This window comes from Aeromonas hydrophila subsp. hydrophila ATCC 7966 (assembly GCF_000014805.1).
Taxonomy (GTDB): Bacteria; Pseudomonadota; Gammaproteobacteria; order Enterobacterales; family Aeromonadaceae; genus Aeromonas; species Aeromonas hydrophila.
Map to the genome: position 1 here is coordinate 4,507,700 of NC_008570.1, position 20,647 is coordinate 4,528,346.

The 20,647-nt window shown below is 62.4% G+C and carries 17 protein-coding genes and 1 tRNA gene; 6 read left to right on the plus strand and 12 right to left on the minus strand.

Features of this window, described 5'->3' with window-relative positions; genetic code table 11:
- Positions 1–152: 152 nt before the first annotated feature.
- The gene (gene pgeF / locus AHA_RS20565; RefSeq protein WP_011707735.1) at positions 153–890 is read right to left on the minus strand and encodes a peptidoglycan editing factor PgeF; all 738 of its coding nucleotides are present in this window, start codon (positions 888–890) and stop codon (positions 153–155) included.
- A gap of 118 nt (positions 891–1,008) precedes the next feature.
- Positions 1,009–1,989: a 23S rRNA pseudouridine(1911/1915/1917) synthase RluD gene (gene rluD / locus AHA_RS20570; protein ID WP_011707736.1), complete on the minus strand. Its 981-nt coding sequence runs from the start codon at positions 1,987–1,989 to the stop codon at positions 1,009–1,011.
- A gap of 117 nt (positions 1,990–2,106) precedes the next feature.
- Here rluD and AHA_RS20575 point away from each other — a divergent pair, with 117 nt between their 5' ends.
- The gene (locus AHA_RS20575; protein ID WP_017409782.1) at positions 2,107–2,862 is read left to right on the plus strand and encodes an outer membrane protein assembly factor BamD; all 756 of its coding nucleotides are present in this window, start codon (positions 2,107–2,109) and stop codon (positions 2,860–2,862) included.
- A 148-nt stretch (positions 2,863–3,010) separates the two neighbouring features.
- Here the strand turns inward: AHA_RS20575 and AHA_RS20580 are convergent, their stop codons facing one another.
- The 7 genes from AHA_RS20580 to yqhD all read right to left on the minus strand — a co-directional run bounded on the left by AHA_RS20580 (position 3,011) and on the right by yqhD (position 13,160).
- Complete coding sequence (locus tag AHA_RS20580) at positions 3,011–4,339, minus strand: CoA-disulfide reductase (RefSeq protein ID WP_011707738.1); 1,329 nt, start codon at positions 4,337–4,339, stop codon at positions 3,011–3,013.
- Between the two features lie 93 nt (positions 4,340–4,432).
- The gene (locus tag AHA_RS20585) at positions 4,433–5,833 is read right to left on the minus strand and encodes an L-cystine transporter (protein WP_011707739.1); all 1,401 of its coding nucleotides are present in this window, start codon (positions 5,831–5,833) and stop codon (positions 4,433–4,435) included.
- A gap of 165 nt (positions 5,834–5,998) precedes the next feature.
- Positions 5,999–7,306, minus strand: a complete 1,308-nt coding sequence (locus tag AHA_RS20590) for an L-cysteine desulfidase family protein (protein ID WP_164927762.1) — start codon at positions 7,304–7,306, stop codon at positions 5,999–6,001.
- Positions 7,307–7,617: 311 nt separating this feature from the next.
- Positions 7,618–8,370 (minus strand): substrate-binding periplasmic protein, encoded by a 753-nt coding sequence (locus AHA_RS20595; RefSeq protein WP_011707741.1) that lies wholly within the window; start codon positions 8,368–8,370, stop codon positions 7,618–7,620.
- A 96-nt stretch (positions 8,371–8,466) separates the two neighbouring features.
- Positions 8,467–9,951 (minus strand): Re/Si-specific NAD(P)(+) transhydrogenase subunit beta, encoded by a 1,485-nt coding sequence (gene pntB, locus AHA_RS20600; RefSeq protein WP_011707742.1) that lies wholly within the window; start codon positions 9,949–9,951, stop codon positions 8,467–8,469.
- Positions 9,952–9,962: 11 nt separating this feature from the next.
- A complete protein-coding gene (gene pntA / locus AHA_RS20605; protein ID WP_011707743.1) occupies positions 9,963–11,489 on the minus strand; it encodes a Re/Si-specific NAD(P)(+) transhydrogenase subunit alpha in 1,527 nt (508 codons plus the stop codon).
- Between the two features lie 507 nt (positions 11,490–11,996).
- Positions 11,997–13,160 (minus strand): alcohol dehydrogenase, encoded by a 1,164-nt coding sequence (gene yqhD / locus AHA_RS20610; RefSeq protein ID WP_024945180.1) that lies wholly within the window; start codon positions 13,158–13,160, stop codon positions 11,997–11,999.
- A 146-nt stretch (positions 13,161–13,306) separates the two neighbouring features.
- Between yqhD and AHA_RS20615 the strand changes: the two genes are divergently transcribed.
- Together AHA_RS20615 and AHA_RS20620 are read left to right on the plus strand one after the other, a co-directional pair.
- A complete protein-coding gene (locus tag AHA_RS20615) occupies positions 13,307–14,209 on the plus strand; it encodes an AraC family transcriptional regulator (protein ID WP_011707745.1) in 903 nt (300 codons plus the stop codon).
- Between the two features lie 17 nt (positions 14,210–14,226).
- A complete protein-coding gene (locus AHA_RS20620; RefSeq protein WP_024945178.1) occupies positions 14,227–14,739 on the plus strand; it encodes a lipocalin family protein in 513 nt (170 codons plus the stop codon).
- A gap of 65 nt (positions 14,740–14,804) precedes the next feature.
- On the opposite strand, the gene AHA_RS20625 is transcribed toward AHA_RS20620, so the two are convergent.
- The 3 genes from AHA_RS20625 to AHA_RS20635 all read right to left on the minus strand — a co-directional run bounded on the left by AHA_RS20625 (position 14,805) and on the right by AHA_RS20635 (position 18,687).
- Positions 14,805–16,697: a methyl-accepting chemotaxis protein gene (locus AHA_RS20625; protein ID WP_011707746.1), complete on the minus strand. Its 1,893-nt coding sequence runs from the start codon at positions 16,695–16,697 to the stop codon at positions 14,805–14,807.
- A gap of 250 nt (positions 16,698–16,947) precedes the next feature.
- Positions 16,948–18,318, minus strand: coding sequence for a phosphatidylserine decarboxylase family protein (locus AHA_RS20630; RefSeq protein WP_011707747.1), 1,371 nt, complete (start codon positions 18,316–18,318; stop codon positions 16,948–16,950).
- Positions 18,319–18,610: 292 nt separating this feature from the next.
- Positions 18,611–18,687 (minus strand) — tRNA-Trp (locus tag AHA_RS20635).
- Between the two features lie 208 nt (positions 18,688–18,895).
- Between AHA_RS20635 and AHA_RS20640 the strand changes: the two genes are divergently transcribed.
- The 3 genes from AHA_RS20640 to pyrB all read left to right on the plus strand — a co-directional run bounded on the left by AHA_RS20640 (position 18,896) and on the right by pyrB (position 20,633).
- Complete coding sequence (locus tag AHA_RS20640) at positions 18,896–19,438, plus strand: hypothetical protein (protein ID WP_011707748.1); 543 nt, start codon at positions 18,896–18,898, stop codon at positions 19,436–19,438.
- Positions 19,439–19,537: 99 nt separating this feature from the next.
- Positions 19,538–19,732 carry a hypothetical protein gene (locus AHA_RS20645; RefSeq protein ID WP_123785055.1) on the plus strand — a complete coding sequence of 65 codons (195 nt, stop codon included), beginning with the start codon at positions 19,538–19,540 and terminating at the stop codon, positions 19,730–19,732.
- On the plus strand, positions 19,713–20,633 hold the full coding sequence (gene pyrB / locus AHA_RS20650) for an aspartate carbamoyltransferase (RefSeq protein ID WP_016352301.1): 921 nt from the start codon (positions 19,713–19,715) through the stop codon (positions 20,631–20,633). The genes AHA_RS20645 and pyrB overlap by 20 nt, the downstream gene beginning before the upstream one ends.
- Positions 20,634–20,647: the final 14 nt, after the last annotated feature.

Consider the following 20,647-nt stretch of genomic DNA (forward strand, 5'->3'; position numbering starts at 1 on the left):
CAGACGCCGCTTGCGCGGCAAACAACATAACTTTCTGAGATGAAAGATGAGGCCCGTACGGACTATTTCAAGGGGCGGGGCTGGTTATTTTTTCTGCAAAGCGGGAAGCAGGCAGGATCCCCGCCCGGCAAGATGCAGGGCGGGAAGCATTGTCAGGGCGCCAGCCAGATAATCGAAGCCATGCGGCCGGTCTGGCCGTTGCGACGATAAGAGTAGAACTGTTCGCTGTCGCTGAAGGTGCAATGTTCGCCGCCATAGACGGCGGTGACACCGGCGCGGGCGAGGCGTAGCCGGGCCAGCTGGTAGATATCCGCCAGCCATTTCCCTTCGTTGGGCGAAGGGACGAACGCAGCCGCCGCCTCGGCCTGCTCGGCCATAAAGGCCTCGCGCACCTCGCCGCCCACTTCAAACGCAGTGGGGCCGATGGCCGGGCCAAGCCAGGCCAGGATCTCACCCGGCTCGCAGCCCATGGCAGCGATGCTCGCCTCCAGTACGCCCCCCTGCAGCCCGCGCCAGCCGGCGTGAGCGGCAGCCACCACAGTACCGGCCCGATCGCAGAACAGCACCGGCAGGCAATCGGCGGTCATCACGATGCAAGCCTGACCCGCCTCACGAGCACAGGCGGCATCCGCATCCGGCGCACAGCCATAGTCGCTGCTGACGGGATGCACCGCGGTGCCGTGCACCTGATTGAGCCAGTTGAGAGTGCCGGGGATCCCCGCTGCCTGCTGCAGCCGGGTCCGGTTGGCCTCGACCCTGGCCGGCTCGTCCCCCACGTGGGCCCCCAGGTTGAGGCCGGCAAAGACCCCCTCGCTGATACCGCCGTCACGGGTGGTCGACAGGGCGCTGACCTTGGCCGGTGCCGGCCAGTCGGGTTCGATCCATTTCATCTGTGGCTCCTCTCCTTCATATAAAACGGGGCCCCTTGGCTGCAACCAGTCAAGGGGCCCCATATCAGGTCATGCAGGGCGGGTTACGGCAGGAATCGTCGCAGAACCGCCCTCTTCATCAGTTCCAGACCAGATCGTCCGGATTGGCCAGGGTATCCGCCCTCAGCACTTCCATCAGGTCCAGCATGTCTTGCGGCGTCGGGGAGTGCCATTCCATCACTTCACCCGTGATGGGGTGCGCCAGCTTCAGCATGGTGGCGTGCAGTGCCTGACGATGGAAGCCACGCAGGGCCTCGGTCAGCTCGGGGGTGGCGTTGCGCAGCAGGCGCAGACGGCCACCATAAGCGGGATCCCCTACCAGCGGGTGCTTGATGTGGGCCATGTGGACACGGATCTGGTGAGTACGACCGGTTTCCAGCCGCAGCCGCAGACGGGTGTGGCCACGGAACTTCTCGTGCACCCGGTAGTGGGTAACGGACTCGCGCCCATTGGGCACCACGGCCATGTGGGTACGCTGGGTCGGGTGACGGCCGATGGGGGCATCGACGGTACCGCCGGCAGTCATGTGACCGATGGCGATGGCTTCGTACTCACGGGTGATCTGGCGCGCCTGCAGCGCTTCCACCAGGTGGGTCTGGGCCGGGATGGTCTTGGCCACCACCATCAGACCCGTGGTGTCTTTATCCAGACGGTGCACGATACCGGCGCGGGGCACCTCGGCGATGGCGGGGTAGCGGTGCAGCAGGGCGTTGAGAATGGTGCCATCCGGCGTGCCAGCGCCCGGGTGAACCACCAGACCGGCCGGCTTGTCGATCACCAGAATGTGTTCATCTTCATAGACGATGTTGAGCTCGATGTTCTGGGCATCCCAACGGGTATCATCCGCCAGCTCGACATCCACATGTACCTTCTGCCCGGCCAGCACTTTCTCGCGCGGGGTATTGGCAACCTGACCATCCAGGGTCACTCTGTCCTGTAAAATCCACTCCTTGATGCGGGTGCGGGAGTAGTCTGGAAACAATTCGGCCAGGGCCTGGTCGAGTCGCTGCCCGAATTGGTGATCCTGGAATTCGCCTGTCAGTTCAATATGCTGGCTCATGTATGGTCTCTTGAGCGGGGGGTATCAATTCGAAATAATCCGGGTATTCTAGCTTTTCTTTTAGCCAAGCATAACGGATACTTTGCCAATTTCGTGGAAATGGACCGGATGTTGTTGATGGGAAAGAAGTCTCACCTGCTGATGTCGCTCGCCTTGGTCGCTACCTTGATCACAGGCTGTTCCAGCACCAAACCCAAGGTACCGGACGAACCGCCGGAGACCCTGTACCAGAAAGCACGCCTCAAGCTGGATGCCGGTAACTACCTGAATGCTATCGAGTTACTGGAAGCTTTGGACTCGCGCTATCCTTTCGGCGCCTACTCCAACCAGGTTCAGCTCGACCTCATTTACGCCTACTACAAGCAGGATGATACTGCCCAGGCGATCGCCAATATCGACCGTTTTATCCGCCTCAATCCGGCGCATAAAAATATCGACTACGTATTCTACATGCGCGGTCTGACCAACATGGCCGGCGATTACAACTTCTTCCAGGACTTTCTGGGCATCAATCGGGACGACAAAGACCCCTCCTATGCCCGTCAGGCCTTCCAGGATTTCAAGACCCTGTTGCAGAACTATCCCAACAGCGTCTATGCCGCCGATGCCCGTGCCCGCATGATCGGTCTGAAGAACCGGCTTGCCCGTTACGACCTGAGCGTGGCCGAGTACTACGTGAAGCGCGATGCGCTGATCGCCGCCGCCAACCGCGCCAAGCTGATCGTCGAGACCTATCCCGACACGGCCGAAACCGAGAAGGCGCTGGAGATCATGATCAACTCCTACGACAGCCTGAAGATGCCGACCCTGGCCCAGCATGCCCGCGAAGTGCTGGCCAAGAACTACCCGGACAATCGTCTCGGCCGCGGCTGACTCGCAGCAACGCAATGAAAAACCGGAGCCCCTGGCTCCGGTTTTTTTATGGGCGCTTTTCATGGATGACATGACCATCAGCCCCTTCCCCCCGTGCCGGCGGCATAGGGAGAGACGGCGCACATCAGCCACGCCGTCATGCCGTGCGTTACTTGGCGACGTTGCCCGCCACGTTGAGCACATCCCAGGTGCGGGAGAAGGGCGGCGCATAGGCAAAGTCCAGCATGCCGAGCTGCTCGGTGGTCACCCCCATGGTGATGGCGACCGCCAGCGCATCGATGCGGTGTACCGCCCCCTTGCGACCGAGGATCTGGCCCCCCAGCAGCCGCTTGCTGCCCGCCTCGTATACCAGCTTGACGTGAATGTCGGACTGGCCCGGGCAGTAGTTGGTGTGGCACTTGTCCTTGATCACCACGGTGCGGTAATCGATGCCCATCGCCTTGGCTTCCTGCTCGGAGAGGCCGGTGCGGCCTGCCTCCAGCCCCAGCACCTTGAGCGCGGCAGAGCCGAGAGTGCCCGGGAACTCCTGCTCGGCCCCCGCCAGGTTCTCGCCCACCATCCGGCCCAGCTTGTTGGCGATGGTGGCGAGCGGCACATAGACCTGCTGCTGCTTCACGCCATGCCAGACGCTGGCACAGTCGCCGGCCGACCAGACGTTGGCCAGCGAGCTGCGCCCCTGCCGGTCCACCTTGATGGCGCCGTTGCCGAGCCGCTCGATGCCAGTATCAGCCAGGAACTCGGTATTGGGTTTGACCCCGGTGCAGACCACCACTATGTCGGCCTCGTACTCGCCATGGCTGGTACGCACGCCGGTCACCCGGCCCTCCCCCAGCAGCGCTTCTACTCGCTCGCCGAGATGAAGGGAGACCCCCTGCTCGCGCAGTTCGGTCTCGATATGCTGGGTGATCTCGCCATCAAACGCGTCGGGGATAACCCGCTCCGCCAGCTCGATCAGACGCACTTCTTTACCCTGATGCACCAGCGCCTCCACCACCTCCAGCCCGATAAAGCCGGAGCCGATCACCAGGGCACGGCTGTTGGCCTTGTCCTGCACGGCAGCCTTCAGCGCCAACCCGTCGGCCATCCGGCGCAGACCGAATACCCCCTCCTGCTGCAGGCCGGGGATGGGGGGCATCACTTCGCGGGCGCCGGTGGCGATCATCAGCCGATCGTAACGATCGGTGAAGATGTCGCCCTTGTGTTCCACTGTCAGCGTCTGCGCGGCAGCATCCAGGCCCAGCACCCGGTGGCCGGTCTTGACCTCGATCCCCTTGGCGGCGAACTGCTCCGGGGTGAACTCGGCCATGTAGCCGGGCTCCTGAAACTCGTCGCCAACGAAGTAGGGCAGACCGCAGGCGCCGAAGGAGATCACCTCGGACGCCTCATACACCACGATGTCGGCCTCTTTGGCCAGCCGGCGCGCCTTGGCCGCCGCACTCATGCCGGCGGCTTCGCCACCGATGATCACGATTCTCATACTCGCTCCTTTCCATGCAACGGGGAGGGCATGCCCTCCCCGCTCTCTCTTGTTTGCTCGCCGGGGCAGGGTCAACTCCCCCGGGCAGACGGATCAGATGGTGGACTCTTCGCCGTCCAGACACACCTCGTGCTCGCTGTTGAACACCGCCATGTCGGTCTCCCCCAGCAAACGGCTGGTGACGGTACCGGCGGTGATGGAGCCGGAGACGTTGAGGGCGGTACGGCCCATGTCGATCAGCGGCTCGATGGATATGAGCAGACCGGCCAGTGCCACCGGGAAGTCCAGCGCGGAGAGCACGATCAAGGCGGCGAAGGTGGCACCGCCACCAATGCCGGCCACCCCGAAGGAGCTGACGGTGATGATGGCGATCAGGGTCATGATGAAGCCCGGATCCATGGGGTTGACCCCCACGGTCGGCGCAATCATGACCGCCAGCATGGCCGGATAGATGCCGGCGCAGCCGTTCTGGCCGATGGTCGAACCGAACGAGGCGGCGAAGTTGGCGATCCCCTCGGGAATGCCGAGCGCCTTGGTCTGGGTCTGCACGTTCATCGGGATGGAGCCCGCACTGGTGCGGGAGGTGAAGGCAAAGGCCAGCACCGGCATGATCTTCTTCAGATAGCGGGCCGGGTTGATGCCCACCAGGCTCACCAGCAGCAGGTGCACCGCAAACATGATGGCGATGGCGCCGTAGGAAGCCATGACGAAGCTGAGCAGATTGAGGATATCGGCATAGTTGGAGCCGGACACCACCTTGGTCATCAGCGCCAGCACGCCGTAGGGGGTGAGGCGCAGCACCAGGGTCACCATCCGCATCACGATGACGTGGGCAACCTGCATGAAGTGACCGAAGCTCGCGAAGATCTCCGGCTTCTTGCGGGCGATACCGGTGGCGGAGAGGCCGATGAAGATGGAGAAGATCACCACGGCGATGGTGGAGGTCTTGCGCGCGCCCGTCATGTCGAGGAAGGGGTTGGCCGGGATGAACTCCAGCACCATCTTGGCAAAGGACATGCTCTCGACGCTGCCGAGGGTGGTCTGCAGGGCCGCGCCGCGGGCGGTCTCGGCGGCGCCGGCGGTGAGCCCCTCGGCAGTCAGGCCGAACAGGTTGGACATCAGGATGCCGGCCCCGGCGGCAATCATGGTGGTGAAGATCAGCACGCCTATGGTCATGGCGCTGATCTTGCCGAGCGCGGTGCCGCCGTTGAGCTTCAGGATGGCGCCGATGATGGAGACCATGATGAGCGGCGTGATGATCATCTGCAGCAGCTTCACATAGCCGCTGCCGACGATGTCCAGGTAGTCGCCGGTCTGTACCAGCACGTCGGAGCCGGCACCGTAGAGCAACTGCAGGGCGGCGCCAAACAGGATGCCCAGCCCCAGCCCCGAGAAGACCCGGCGGGTGAAGCTGACGTGGGTTTGCTGCAACCGATAGAGAAACAGCAGCAACATGACCAGGATGGCCAGATTACCTATAACGCTAAGAGTCATGACGATATTCCCCAAATGATCGGGCCGGGCCCGAGGTGTACGGGCGAGTGCCCAGTGCGCACTCTCCCCTGAAACGTGCCGCATCGTGGCGGCCCGCCCCCCGGTGTGGCCGGGGTGGCGTCAACAGGCAGAAAAACGGAGGGTGGCCTGCGCCACCCTCTTGCATCACTCGGCCTTGCCTTGTTGCTTGGCCCGCATGATGTTGATGATCTCGATATCGGTATCCAGCATCCCCTGTTTGGAGAGGCGACCCAGGTTGGCGATGGTCTGATCCACATCGTCGGAGACGATGCCTTCGCTCTGGGGCACGTGCAGGTTGTTGATGGCCATCAGCGACGATTTGACCGCCGCCGAGGTGGAGGTAGAGACCTTCATGGAACAGGCGCTGCCCGCGCCGTCGCAGATGATACCGGAAACGTCGCCGATCATGTTGTTGATACAGTGACTAATTTGCTCGAACTGGCCGCCCAGCAGCCAGGTGATGGCGGCCCCCGCCCCCATGGCGGCGGTGCTGGCGGCGCAGAGGGCCGACAGCTTGTTCTGGTAGGTCTTGATGTAGATGGCCACCAGGTGGCTCATCACCAGCGCCCGGGTCAGCTGCTCATCGCTCGCCTGGAGGAAGCGGGCGGCCGCCACCACCGGCATGGTGGCGGCAATGCCCTGGTTGCCGGAGCCCGAGTTGGACATGGCGGGCAGCATGGCACCATCCATCCGCGCATCGGAGGCGGCGGACGACAAACGCATGGCCAGGGTCATCAGGTCATCGGAGAGCAGCTTGCGCTCCACCTGCTCGGTGAGGATCTTGCCGATGCGCAGGCCATACCCCTGCAACCCTTCATCTGCCAGCGCCTGGTTCATGGTGGCCGCCTCGCGGATGAAGTCGATCTCGGCCAGCGGCACCTGCAGGGCGAACTCGACAATCTCGCGCAGGGTCATGGCTGGCTTGCTGGAAGGGGCGGCCTGGATCTGCACGCCGGGGGCGCTGTCCTGCGCCATCAGCACCTCGCCGTCTCGCTCCATCAGGATGATGCGGGTGTGGTCGGTACAGATCACCACCCGGGCGCTGTGCCCCTCCACCTGTGCCAGCACCTCGGCGTAGAGCACGTCCGGCACGTCCTTCACATCCACCTTGATGGCGGGCAGGAGCACCTTGGCCTCTTCCACCTGGGCCGGGGTCAGGGCCTTGAGCACCTCCAGCCCGGCATCCGGGTTGCCGCCGGTGATGCCGACGGCGGCCGCCACCGGCAGACCTATCATGCCGGTACCCGGCACGCCGACCCCCATGCCGTTCTTGAACAGATTGCCGCTGACCCAGACGCTGACGCGAGTCGGCACCTGCCCCAGCAGCTTGCGGCAGTTGGCCGCCGCCAGCGCCACCGACATGGGCTCGGTGCAGCCAAGGGCCGGCACCACTTCACGCTTGAGCAGGGTAATAAAGTCGGTCCATTGTGCTTTCATTGCGATGTGTCTCATGTTCACGGTGCCCGATGCGGGCTTGTCATTGTGCTGTCCGCTCCACAATGGCGGAGCGACATATAACCAGTATGGCGGGAGATGCCGGGTCGGCTGCAGCCGGTCGAGGGCCGAGCCGATGATCGGGGCCGCCTGAGTCGTTGGGCATTCCGATCAACTTTTGGTAACTCTAAAGCAATAGGACTCAAATAAATTTGAACCGCTTCGCTTTTTGCGCAGGCATTATGCCCAACTGGCGGTGAAGTGCCACAAAATGTGAACAAGCGCACGGCAGGTCGCTGCCGACCTGGTTAAGCCAGCAGCGGGGAAAGTCAGAGCCCGTAACGGGTCAGCAGGGATTGATATTCGGGGGTCTGTTTGAAGGCCTTGAGGGCGAGGGAGAACTGATAAGCCAGCCGCTCGTTGCCGGGCCTGTGGGTAAAAGCGAGAAAATTGCGGTTGCTCTCGCTCACCAGTTTTTCGCTGTGGCCGACCTGATCCTGCAGCCCCTGCCCCTTGAGCAGGTAACGGCCCACCATCTGGTTCATCACGACCCCATCGAGCCGCCCCGCCATCATCAGGTGCAACTGCTTGATCATGTTGCTCTCCCCGGTCATGGCCACCCGGGTAAACAGGGCCGAGGTGAGGAATTCCTCACCGTAGGCGTAGTCAGCCTGGGTACCGATACGCAGCCCCTTGAGACTGGCCAGCCCCTGGAAGTCGACGGGTCTGGCGAACGGGAAGAAGAGCACTTCTCCACTCTGGGAGAGGGGTTCATCCGGATAGTGCAACCACTCCAGCCGGCGCTCTTCGAAGAAGGCATCGACGATGGCATCGCCGCGCTGGAGCCTGGCCTCCTGCAGCACCCGCTTCCAGGGCAGTACCTTGACCGTGGTGTGGTAACCCATCCGCTTGAGCACGGTGCGGGCCAGCTCCAGATCGGCACCGCCCAGGCTGCCGTCATCGAGCCGCATCACATAGGGCGGCCACAGCTCGGTCAGCAGGGTCAGGGTCGGTGGCTCGCTCGCCTGTGCCGCCCACCCCCACCAGAGGCAAAGCAGGATCCATCCTTTACGCCACACCATGCAGTGATCTCCTCTGTGTATTGGCTGAGGATATACCAAGAAGTGAGTAATAAAAAAGGAGGCCGGAGCCTCCTTTTTTGCTTTCCTCTCCGGCGCTTACAGCGCTTTCAGGATAGCCTCGACGCTGGCCTTGGCATCGCCAAACAGCATCTGGGTGTTCTCCTTGAAGAACAGCGGGTTCTGCACGCCGGCATAGCCAGTGTTCATGGAGCGCTTGAAGCCGATGACGTTCTGCGCCTTCCACACTTCCAGCACCGGCATGCCGGCGATGGGGCTGCCCGGATCTTCCATGGCGGCCGGGTTGACGGTGTCGTTGGCACCGATCACCAGCACGGTATCGGTATCGCTGAAGTCTTCGTTGATCTCGTCCATTTCCAGAACTATGTCATACGGGACTTTCGCTTCCGCCAGCAGCACGTTCATGTGGCCTGGCAGACGACCGGCCACCGGGTGGATACCGAAGCGCACCTTGACGCCGCGATCACGCAGCTTCTGGGTGATTTCAGCCACCGGGTACTGGGCCTGTGCCACCGCCATGCCGTAGCCCGGGGTGATGATGACGGAGCTGGAGTTCTTCAGCAGGTCAGCCACGTCTTCAGCGCTGGTTTCGCGGTATTCGCCCATCTCCTGGTCGGCCGTGGAGGCCACGCCGTCGGAGCCGAAGCCACCGGCGATCACCGAGATGAAGGAGCGGTTCATCGCCTTGCACATGATGTAAGAGAGGATCGCACCGGAGGAACCCACCAGCGCACCCACCACGATCAGCAGGTCATTGGAGAGCATGAAGCCCGCCGCCGCCGCCGCCCAACCGGAGTAGGAGTTCAGCATGGAGACCACTACCGGCATGTCGGCGCCACCGATGGAGGCCACCAGGTGCCAGCCGAAGGCGAAGGCGATCAGGGTCATCACCAGCAGGGCGAAGGTAGAACCGCCCGCGTTGACGAAGTAGACCATCAGCGCCAGCGAGGCGACCACGGCCAGCAGGTTCAGCTTGTGGCGATGCGGCAGCATCAGCGGCTTGGAGGAGATAAGGCCACGCAGCTTGCCAAACGCCACCACGGAACCGGTGAAGGTCACCGCACCGATGAAGACGCCGAGGAAGATCTCGACCAGGTGGATGTTCAGCATGGCGCCGGAGAGGTGCTCGACCTGGGCGACGCTGGCCGCCTGCTCGAACGCCGCACGGGCGGCAGCCAGGGTGGCATCCAGGTTGGAACCGACGGACACAACCACTTCAGCAGGTGCGGAGGGGTGCAGATCGATGAAGCTGTTGAAGCCCACCAGCACGGCCGCCATACCCACGAAGCTGTGCAGCACGGCCACCAGCTCGGGCATCTCGGTCATCTCGACCTTGAGCGCCAGACGCACGCCGATGGCACCGCCGATCACCATGGCCAGAATGATCCAGTGCACGCCACTGGTTTCCGGGTTGAACACGGTCGCGAGCAGGGCGATGGCCATCCCCGCGATACCGAACAGGTTGCCATGCTTGGCCGTCTCTTGCTTCGACAGTCCCGCGAGACTGAGGATGAAGAGCACGGCGGCAACGATATAGGATGCTGTTACCAGTCCTTGAGACACGTTAAACCCCCTTAATCCTTACGGAACATCTTCAGCATGCGCTGAGTGACGGTGAAGCCACCGAAGATGTTGATACTGGCAATCAGCACGGCGACGAAGGCCAATGCGGTGACCAGGGTCGACCCTTGCCCAATCTGCAGCAGGGCACCGACCACGATAATGCCGGAGATGGCATTGGTGACCGACATCAGCGGCGTGTGCAGGGCGTGAGAGACGTTCCACACCACGTAGTAACCGACCACGCAGGCCAGGATGAATACGGTGAAGTGGGAGAGGAACGCCGCAGGCGCCACGGCAGCAACCCAACCGAAGGCGGCGATGCCAAGGGCACCGAACACGAACTTCTTGTTGGAGGGCTTGGCCGCTTCCTTCTTGGCGGCCGGTTTGGCGGCAGCCGGTTTTTGCGGGGCGGCAGAGACCGAGATGGCGGGCGGCGGGAAGGTCACTTCACCGGCCTGGATCACCGTCATGTTGCGCTGCACCACGTCTTCGAAGTTGATGGCGACGTTGCCGTCCTTCTCCTTGCACATCAGCTTCATCAGGTTGACCAGGTTGGTACCGTAGAGCTGGGAGGATTGGGCAGGCAGGCGGCCCGGCAGATCGGTGTAACCGATCACCTTGACGCCGTTGCCGGTGACATGCAGTTCACCCGGCACAGTGTATTCACAGTTGCCGCCAGCCTGAGCGGCCATGTCCACGATCACCGAACCCGGCTTCATGCTGTCCACCATCTCTTTGGTGATCAGCTTGGGTGCCGGCTTGCCCGGGATCAGGGCGGTAGTGATGATGATGTCCACTTCCTTGGCTTGCTGGGCAAACAGCGCCATCTCGGCCGCGATGAACTCTTCGCTCATCACCTTGGCGTAACCGTCGGAGGAAGAGCCATCCTCGCCACCGAAGTCCAGCTTGAGGAACTCGCCACCCATGGACTCGATCTGCTCGGCCACTTCCAGACGGGTATCGAACGCACGCACGATGGCACCGAGGGAACCGGCAGTACCGATGGCGGCCAGACCGGCTACGCCGGCACCGATCACCAGGACCTTGGCGGGCGGCACCTTGCCGGCTGCGGTGATTTGGCCGGTGAAGAAGCGACCAAACTGGTGCGCGGCTTCCACCACGGCGCGATAGCCACCGATGTTGGCCATGGAGGAGAGGGCATCGAGGGACTGGGCACGGGAGATCCGCGGCACCATGTCCATCGCCATCACATTGATGTTGCGCGCGGACAGCTTCTTGACCAGCTCAGGGTTCTGGGCAGGCCAGATGAAGCTCACCAGGGTGGCACCATCTTTAATTTGTGCGATCTCGGCATCGGTCGGCGCATTGACCTTGAAGATGAGGTCGGCTTGCCAGACGCTCGGCACCACGCTGGCACCGGCAGCCTCGAAGGCGGCATCATCGAAGCTGGCCAGCAGGCCGGCACCGGCCTCGATGGCGACCTCGAAGCCGAGCTTTTTCAGCTGCTCAACGGTGGCCGGGGTCGCTGCGACCCGGGTCTCACCGGCGAGACTCTCTCTCGGTATTCCAATCTGCATGACTATTCCCTGATGGTTAATAAACAATCGCTGCCCAGTGTCGCATTTCTGGCGAAACAAGACATGACCAAAGTGCAGGTCACGGGCCCTTTGTTATGAAAATCAGTAGGCTTTACCTCAACCTCCTGTCATGGCCAGGCCCCCGCTTTTCAGGCGCGAAGGTGATTAGTATCAAATTTTGGAGTTTTATTACAACCGCAGTCCCGGCGGGGCGCGTACAGAATTCAGCCCGTCCCGGACCATGATTTAAAAAAACAAACCAAATTAGCGACTTATACCAGTAAAAAGCGCTGGAAAAAGTGATCCAACCAGTCAAAAAAAATGTTTTACCGGCCCTCTATCTTAGCGCTTTTTGTTCTTACGAAATCCGCACGGATCACAGATATCGGGCCGAAAACGAAAAAAGTAACTGTTTTGTAACAGACAAGGGGCCGGCTACCCGCCAAATGAGCGGATCCGGCCCCTGCTATTTAATCGTTTCGATGGTGACGGACCAGTGCGCCCCGCTTACCAGGCCGCCTCATAAATATGCTGGCTCTGCACCAGGTCGATATCGCCGTGCTCGCCGATGGCGGTCATGCCATGTTCCGCCAGCTTGCCGAGCAGGGTATCAATTCCTGCGTCCGCCACGCCGTAATCCCGCAGCCGGGTCTTGACCCCCATCCGCTCGAAGAAGTCGCGGGTGGCGGCGATGGCGCCATCGATGCGCTCCGCTTCACTGCCGCTGCGCAGATCCCACACTCGCTCGGCGTATTGCAGCAGCTTGGCGTGTTTCTGCTGGCGCTTGGCCTGCAGCAGGGCCGGCAGCACCACCGCCAGGGTCTGGGCGTGGTCAAGGCCGTGCAGGGCGGTGATCTCGTGGCCCAGCATGTGGGTCGCCCAGTCCTGCGGTACGCCGGCCCCGATCAGGCCGTTCAGCGCCAGGGTGGCGCTCCACATGATGTTGGCGCGCACCTCGTAGTTTTCCGGTTCCACCAGCGCCTTGGGGCCTTCTTCCAGCAGGGTCAGCAGCAGACCTTCGGCGAAGCGATCCTGCACCTTGGCGTTGACCGGATAGGTGAGGTACTGCTCCAGAATGTGGATGAAGGCATCCACCACCCCGTTGGCCACCTGGCGGGCCGGCAGGGTGTAGGTCAGCACCGGATCAAGCACGGCGAAGCGCGGCATCACGAAGGGCGAGAAGAAGTGCACCTTGTCGCCGCTGCTGCGACGGGTCACCACGGCGCCCATGTTCATCTCGGAGCCGGTGGCCGGCAGGGTCAGCACGGCGCCGAGCGGGATGGCGGAACGCACTTCGTTGCCCACGGTCTCGAGGATGTGCCAGGGATCCCGGCTCTCGTCGTAATGGGCCGCTGCGGCGATAAACTTGGTGCCGTCGAGCACGGAGCCGCCGCCGACGGCCAGCAGGAAGTCGACCCGCTCGGCGCGGGCCAGCTCGACCGCTCCCATCAGGGTTTCATAGGTGGGGTTGGGCTCGATGCCACCGAATTCAAACAGGGTCATGCCGGCCAGCTCGCTGCGGATCTGGGCCAGCAGACCGCTGCGCACCACGCTGCCACCACCGTAGGTGATGAGGATGCGGGCATCGCGCGGCAGCTGTTCACGCAGCTGGGCGACCTGGCCCTTGCCGAACAGGATCTTGGTCGGGGTATGCAGGGTAAAGTTGTTCATCGACATTGCCTTTGTGAGTATCTGGCGGCCAGGCCGCAAAAATGTGATTGCATTTTTCTCCAGACAACCAATACCATCAAGGCAACATCCTGCTTTATTTTTGCCTATTCCTACAAAGCAGCCAAAACAGAACCCAAGAGCATCCCATGCAGACCCGCTACACCGATCTCGCCGCCAAGCTGGCCCGCCACGTCACCGCCCCCGGCATCACCCCCTCGCCGGTGGATCAGGTGAGCCTCATCTACACCACCGAATACCACGGCCGCACCCCGGTGCTCTATCAGCCGCGGATGATCGTGATCCTGCAGGGGCACAAGGTGGGCTATCTGGCGGACCAGGTGTTTCGCTACGACCCCAACCACTACCTGCTGATGACCCTGCCGCTGCCCTGCGAGTGCGAGTGCTTCGCCTCCCCCGAGCAGCCCCTCATCGGCTTCTCCCTCGAGATCAACCTGGTGACCCTGCAGGAGTTGCTGCTGGAGCTGGGGGATGCCCTGCCCGCCCCCACCCCGCAAAAGAGCGGCGTGCACTCGGTGCCCCTGTCGGAGGCCATGTTCTGCGCCGCCGAGCGGCTGATCGACCTGATGGACAAACCCCACCACGCCAGAGTGCTGGGGCCGCAGACGGTGCGGGAGATGCTGTTCTACGCCCTGCACGAGGGGGGCGGCCCGGCGTTGCAGGCGCTCGCCAATCGCCACAACCATGTGGGCCAGATTGCCCGGGTGCTGCGTATGATAGAGTCGCGTTACGCCGACAACCTGACCATGGAGGAGCTGGCGCGGGAGGTGAACATGAGCGTCTCCGCCTTCCACCACCACTTCAAGGCGGTCACCGCCACCTCGCCGCTGCAGTACATCAAGTCGTTTCGCCTCCACAAGGCGCGGATGATGATGCTGCACGACGGCATCAAGGCGGGCACCGCGGCAACCAGGGTCGGCTACGAGAGCAACTCCCAGTTCAGCCGGGAGTACAAGCGCTTCTTCGGCAGCACGCCGACGGATCAGGCCTCCCGCTTTCGGGAAGGCCAGCTGCGCATCATAGAGGGATAACCAGAGAGGAATTGTTCATGCGTGCACTGCTTTGTCTGCTCACCGCCTGCCTGCTGACGGCCTGTACCGGCCTCGCCGACGGCATCCGCCCCATTACCGGCTTCCAGCTCGACCGCTACCTCGGCACCTGGTACGAGATCGCCCGCCTCGACCACGGTTTCGAGCGCGGACTGGAGCAGGTGAGCGCCACCTACAGCCTGCGCGACGACGGCGGGGTCAAGGTGCTCAACCGCGGCAAGCAGAGTGACGGCAGCTGGCGTGAAGCCGAGGGCAAGGCCTACTTCGTCGACAAACCGGATGAGGCACGGCTCAAGGTGAGCTTCTTCGGCCCCTTCTACGGTGGCTACAACGTCATCGAACTGGATCCCGATTACCAGCTCTCGCTGGTGACCAGCTACAACCACGACTATCTCTGGATCCTCGCCCGCTCACCCAATCCGCCCAAGGAGAAGGTGGACGCCCTGGTCGCCAAGGCGAAGTCGCTAGGTTTTGCCACCGATCAGCTGATCTGGGTCAAGCAGACCCATTGAGCCTGTCGTGAAACAAGAAAGGGCAGCCCGCGGGCTGCCCTTTTTCATGGACGTTCGCCTGATGATCAGAGCCGGAAGCGGCCGATCTCCTGCTCCAGCCGCTCGGTCAGCCCCTTCAGCTCGGCTGCCTGCGCCGCCTCCTGATTGGCCTGCTCGGCCAGCTCCTGGGAGACGTGGCGGATGTTCTCGGTGTTGCGGCTGATCTCGCTGGTGACCGAGGTCTGCTCTTCGGCCGCCGCCGCAATCTGGGTCGCCATGTCGCTGATGGCACCGATCGCCTCGTTGATCTGCCCCAGGCTCAGGTTGGCGGACTCCGCGTCCTCCACGCTGGTGCCCGCCAGCTGGCGGCTGGTCTCCATGCCGCTCACCGCCCGGCGGGTGGTCTGCTGCAGGGTCTCGATCATCTGCTGGATCTCGTCGGTGGAGTCGTGGGTGCGGCGCGACAGCACCCGCACCTCGTCCGCCACCACCGCGAAACCGCGGCCCTGCTCACCGGCCCGGGCTGCCTCGATGGCGGCGTTGAGCGCCAGCAGGTTGGTCTGCTCGGCAATGCCGCTGATGGTGGCCAGAATGCCGCTGATCTTCTGGGCGTGGGCATCCAGCTCCACGATGATCTGGCTGGCATCGGCCACTTCGTCCGCGAGCCCCGTGATGCTGCGCTGGCTCTGACCGACCTGCGACTGGCCGGCGACCGCCAGCTTGACCGCATCGCCCGAGGTGGTGGCGGCAAACTCGGCGTTGCCGGCGATCTCCTGAGTGGCGGAGGCCATCTCGGTCACCGCGGTCGCCACCATCACGATCTCGTCCTGCTGCTGGCGCACCCGCTGGCTGCGGGACTGGGCCCCGGCTGCCTGGGCGCGGGACTGGGCCGCCAGCTCGACGGTGACATCCCGCAGCCGGCTGACGATGCCGTGCAGCCGCGCCACGAACTGGTTGAAGCTCTCCGCCAGCTGACCCACCTCATCCTTGCTGCGGGTGTTGATGTGCACCGTGAGGTCCCCCTCGCCGTGAGCGATGTCGTGCAGCGCGCCAGCCACCCGGCCCAGATCGGCAAACAGATACTTGAACATGGCGGTGAGCAGGGCGCTGAACACCAGCATCAGCACCAGAGTCAGCCCCACCAGCTGCCACAGCAGGGAGGCGAGCGGCGCCTCCAGCACGTCGCGATACATCACTATGGCCAGCAGCCAGTCGGTGCCCGCCACCGGCTGCACCGCCAGCAGCACGTCACGCCCGTCCAGGGTGGCGGCGTGCAGCTCGTTGTTCTCGCGGCCCCACTGCTGGAAGGTGGCCGCCGACAGGTCGGGAGAGAGCTCACCAATCTGCTTGAGCGCCAGCTCCTTGTTGGGATGGCCGACGATGAGGCCGCTGCTGTCGAGCAGCATGGCGTACCCCTCGCCCTGCACCTGCATCGCCAGCACCTCGTCGATCAGCTTGTCGAGCGCCAGGTTGGCCCCCACGGCGCCGACCAGTTCGCCCTGATGGAGCACCGGCTCGGAGAGGGTGACCACCAGCTTCTGCATGGTGACGCTGACATAGGGGGCGGTGACGATGAGCTGCCCCGCCTTCACCGCATCCTGATACCAGGGGCGCTCGCGCGGGTCATAGTTGCCGGTGTTGAGGGAGGGGTCCTGGCGGGTCATCACCCCCTGGGTCGAGCCAAAGTAGGTGAGCCCGAACCCACCCGAGGTGTAGGCCTGCTTCAGGTGGGGCACCAGCTCGGCCTGCGGGTTGTCGGCGATCAGGTTCACCAGCGCGTGCACCGTGTTCTTGCGATCCGCCATCCAGTCGCCGATGGCGACCGAGTAGGCGTGGCCATAGTTGACCGCCTCGCTCTGGATGGCGCTCATGGTGCGGGATTTGAGGGTGTGAAAGGCAACGATGCCGAGCAGTGAGGCCATCAGCAGCACCACCCCCAGACTGGTGGCCAGCAGCTTGCCGCGCAACGAAAGTGTCATGACTACGGATCCTTGTTGTTGTGACGGGCCAGGGAGAGACCCTTATTTAATCAAGGCTATCGGCCACATGCTGAACAGACTTTAGTGAATCCCATTATTTTTACATCTATCAACAACAGAACCCGCTACTCGTCATTACTGGATCGCTATTCCATGCTGCTGACAACCCCCATGAAAGAGCCAAAAAGCAGCTACCCATGACAACAACAAGGCCGCCCGCAGGCGGCCTCCCATTCTCTGCCCGGCAGGGCTACTTGACCCGGGCGATGGCGGTGTTGAGCCGCATATTGGTCGCATCCAGCCCTGGGATCTGGCCATGGAAGTCGAACTCCAGCCTGACGCCGGGGCGGAACAGCAGACAGTGGGTGGAACCGCCGAAGTGGAACATGCCGAGCGGATCCCCCTTCTGCACCCGATCCCCCGCCTGCACCGTGATCTCGCAGCTCGACACCTCGGCCATCCCCACCGGCACCACGCACATCAGGCCGATTTTGGGGTTGTCGGCCTCGATGAAGATGAGTGCCCGGGTTGCCACCGAGGTGAGGAACGGCTGGGAATTGTTGGGGGCGCTGGGATCCGCCCCCTGCGGGTCGGCAAAGCCTTCGAACTGGTTTTCCAGATAGTAGGTGCCGTTGACGATGCGCACCTTGCGGATGGTGCCGCTCACCGGGCTGTGCCAGCGGTGGTAGCTGAGCGCGCTGAGGAAGGCCTGGTAGACGGTGCCGCCTTCGAAACGGGGCGCCAGATCGTCAAAATCGAGCATGTTGTCCAGCGAATAGGGCTGCCCCTTGAGCCAGAACTGATCGCTGCGGCTCACCTCCTTGCGCACCTGCAGCGGCGCCGATTCGCAGGCGTTGACGATGACACCGTCATCCGTCGGTGCAGATACCGGCCGCACCCCGGCCCGAAAACGGCGGGTGAAGAAGTCGTCCCAGCAGCTGAACCCGTGGTATTCGGCCGCCGGCTCGCACTCGAAGATCTGCTCGAAGCTGCCCGGCGTGGGGTTGGGCCCCTCCCCGACCGCCTCGTTCGCCACCTTGACCATCTCGGCCTTGGCCACCTTGCCGAGCCAGGGCACCACCAGGGTCTCCTGATCCAGCCGGCTGACCGGTTCATTCAATACATAGCGGGAAGCCGGGCTTTGCAGGAACTGGGCCCAGTAGTCGAGGATCTTCTTGAACTGCTGGTTGATCAGGGCGTTGGCAAAGAAGTGATAGCCAGACTGGGTGGCCATGGGCCAGTCGAGCAGAGCATTGATGGGAAAGCCGATGAGACCGGATGGCTCGTGGCTGGGGATGTCCTGATACGCCTCGGGCGCCGTGGTCATGATGCCGTTGAGCAGCCCCAGGAACTCCTCGAACGAGCGTACCTCCGGCTGACCGAGCGGGGTCAGGTGCTTGTGGCGCCAGGCTTCCTTGAACATGGCTTCGGCCTGGGCATGCAGCGCAGGGTTGGCATGGACCAGATCCCGCAGCTCGGCGATGGGTGGCACCAGCGCCCGCGGCTGCTGGGTCACGTAGTGCTTGATGCGCCGGATCCAGCGCTCGATATGGGCGCCATCGCGGGGGATCCAGCCACCGGGACGGGACTTGTTCAATCGGGTTTCAACTGCCTTGTTCATGGTTCGCTCTCCTCAGCTGATGTTCACGCCCACAATCCACGGCTTGAGCATTGAGTGCCGGCCTGCCAACGGCATGCCAGGGCACCGACCCTGTTATGTAGCACAGGGAGCGCGGCGGGACGATTGCCAGAAACGACAGGGCAAACCGGCGCAACAACGACTAGCGGTCGGGAGGAACGAGTACAACGGGAGGAAGCGCCCTGCTACAGCAGTCGGGGCAAGGGACGATGGGAAAAAATGGGAGGCCCGGAAAAGCGAAAAGCCAGCTCAATGAGCTGGCTTCTCTGAAAAATGGCAGGGGCGGCAGGACTCGAACCCGCAACCATCGGTTTTGGAGACCGCTGTTCTACCAATTGGAACTACGCCCCTGCAACAAACGAGGCGAATTATACAAAGCCGGGATCAAAGGTAAAGGCTTTTTTCTCACTTTCGGTGCGATTGCACAAAGGACGAGCAGATCTGGTCACTTTTTGCAGCCAAAGGGGGTAACTCGCTGTATTTACAGCCTTGTTTGGGTAGGAAAGCAGCGGCAATGGGGGTAGGGTGAAGAGGTGGCCAGGCAATGAGGAGGCTGCTCATGCTCAATTATCGGTTACTTCAACAACTTGCACCGCTCAACTTCCGGGATGAGAGCAAAACCGAGGCCCTGCCGGACTATCTGGCACGGGTCGCCCCGCTGGTGCCCTTCATTCCCGACAATGTGCTCTCCCAGTGGATTTACCGCCATTGGCGCGGTTTTGAATCCAACTGGAGCTTTATCGATCTCGCCCGCCACCAGTTCGAGTGTGAAAGCTGGCCCACCGCCAAGATCATCGAGCAGACCGGCTCCCGCCATATGGAGGTGGTCGAACGCTGGGGCGAGATGCTGAGGCACAACCGTTACGTCCGTCGCTCCTGGCTCGGGGAGTACATGCTGAGCCAGGGCACCTGGTCCGAACCCATCATAGTGCTGGCATCGGCAGCGGGCAGCAGCTACCCGGACGGTCACCCGCTGCCACAACCCTATTGCCTGCTGGAGGGGCACCACAGACTCGCCTATCTGCGCAGCATGGCCGAAGATGCACAGCCATTGCAGGCCGAACACCAGGTGTGGGTTTGCCGGCCAGTTCACGACAGTTAAACGTTTTTCCGCGTAAATCTTGCCTTTAAAATAAATTTTTGACAATTCAAAATGCGACTCTATAATCTGTCCGGTTTGAAAAAAGGTCAGGACAGGACGATGCAGTTTTTGCTGAAAAAAACAGCCTTGCAGACGGGTGGAGCGCACCAGAGCGGCCCCGTTGTTTCCGGTTCCCGACCCACAGATCCCCAATTGTTTTTAAAAAAAGCCCCTGTTTCAGGGGCTTTTTTTTGTGCCCGAAAAACCTTCATTGATGTCAAAGGGAATGCAGACGATGACCAATCCACTCTATAAGAAACATGTCATCTCCATTTCGGACCTGACCCGGCCCGACATGGAACTGGTGGTCGCAACCGCACAGCGGTTGAAGGCCGAGCCCGACACCCGCTTGCTGAAAGACAAGCTGGTTGCCAGCTGCTTCTTCGAAGCCTCCACCCGTACCCGCCTGTCGTTCGAGACTGCGGTCCAGCGCCTGGGCGGCAACATCATCGGCTTCGCCGACGGTGGCAACACCAGCGCCAAGAAGGGCGAGACCCTGGCCGACTCCATCAAGATCATCGGCTCCTACACCGATGCGGTGGTGATGCGTCATCCGAAAGAGGGCGCCGCCCGCCTCGCTTCCGAGTTCTCCCGGGTACCGGTCATCAACGGCGGTGACGGTTCCAACCAGCATCCGACCCAGACCCTGCTCGACCTCTTCTCCATCCACGAGACGCAAGGCAAGCTGGACGGTCTCAACGTCGCCTTCGTCGGCGACCTCAAGTACGGCCGCACCGTACACTCGCTGGCCCAGGCCCTCAGCCTGTTCAACTGCCGCTTCTTCTTCATCTCGCCGGAAGCGCTGGCAATGCCGGACTACATCTGCGAGGAGCTGGAAGAGAAAGGCATCCAGTTCAGCGTGCACGAGACCATGGAAGAGGTGATGCCGGAGCTCGACATCCTCTACATGACCCGGGTTCAGAAAGAGCGCTTCGACGAGACCGAATACAAGCACATGGCCGCCAAGTTCGTGCTGGAAGTGGCCACCCTGGAAGGCGCCAAGCCCACCATGAAGATCCTGCACCCCCTGCCCCGCGTCGACGAGATCGACGTCGCGGTCGACAAGACTCCCCACGCCTACTACTTCCAGCAGGCAGAGAACGGGGTTTATGCACGCCAGGCGCTGCTGGCTCTGGTACTGAACGAAACCGTCTAAGGGAAAGGGGTATA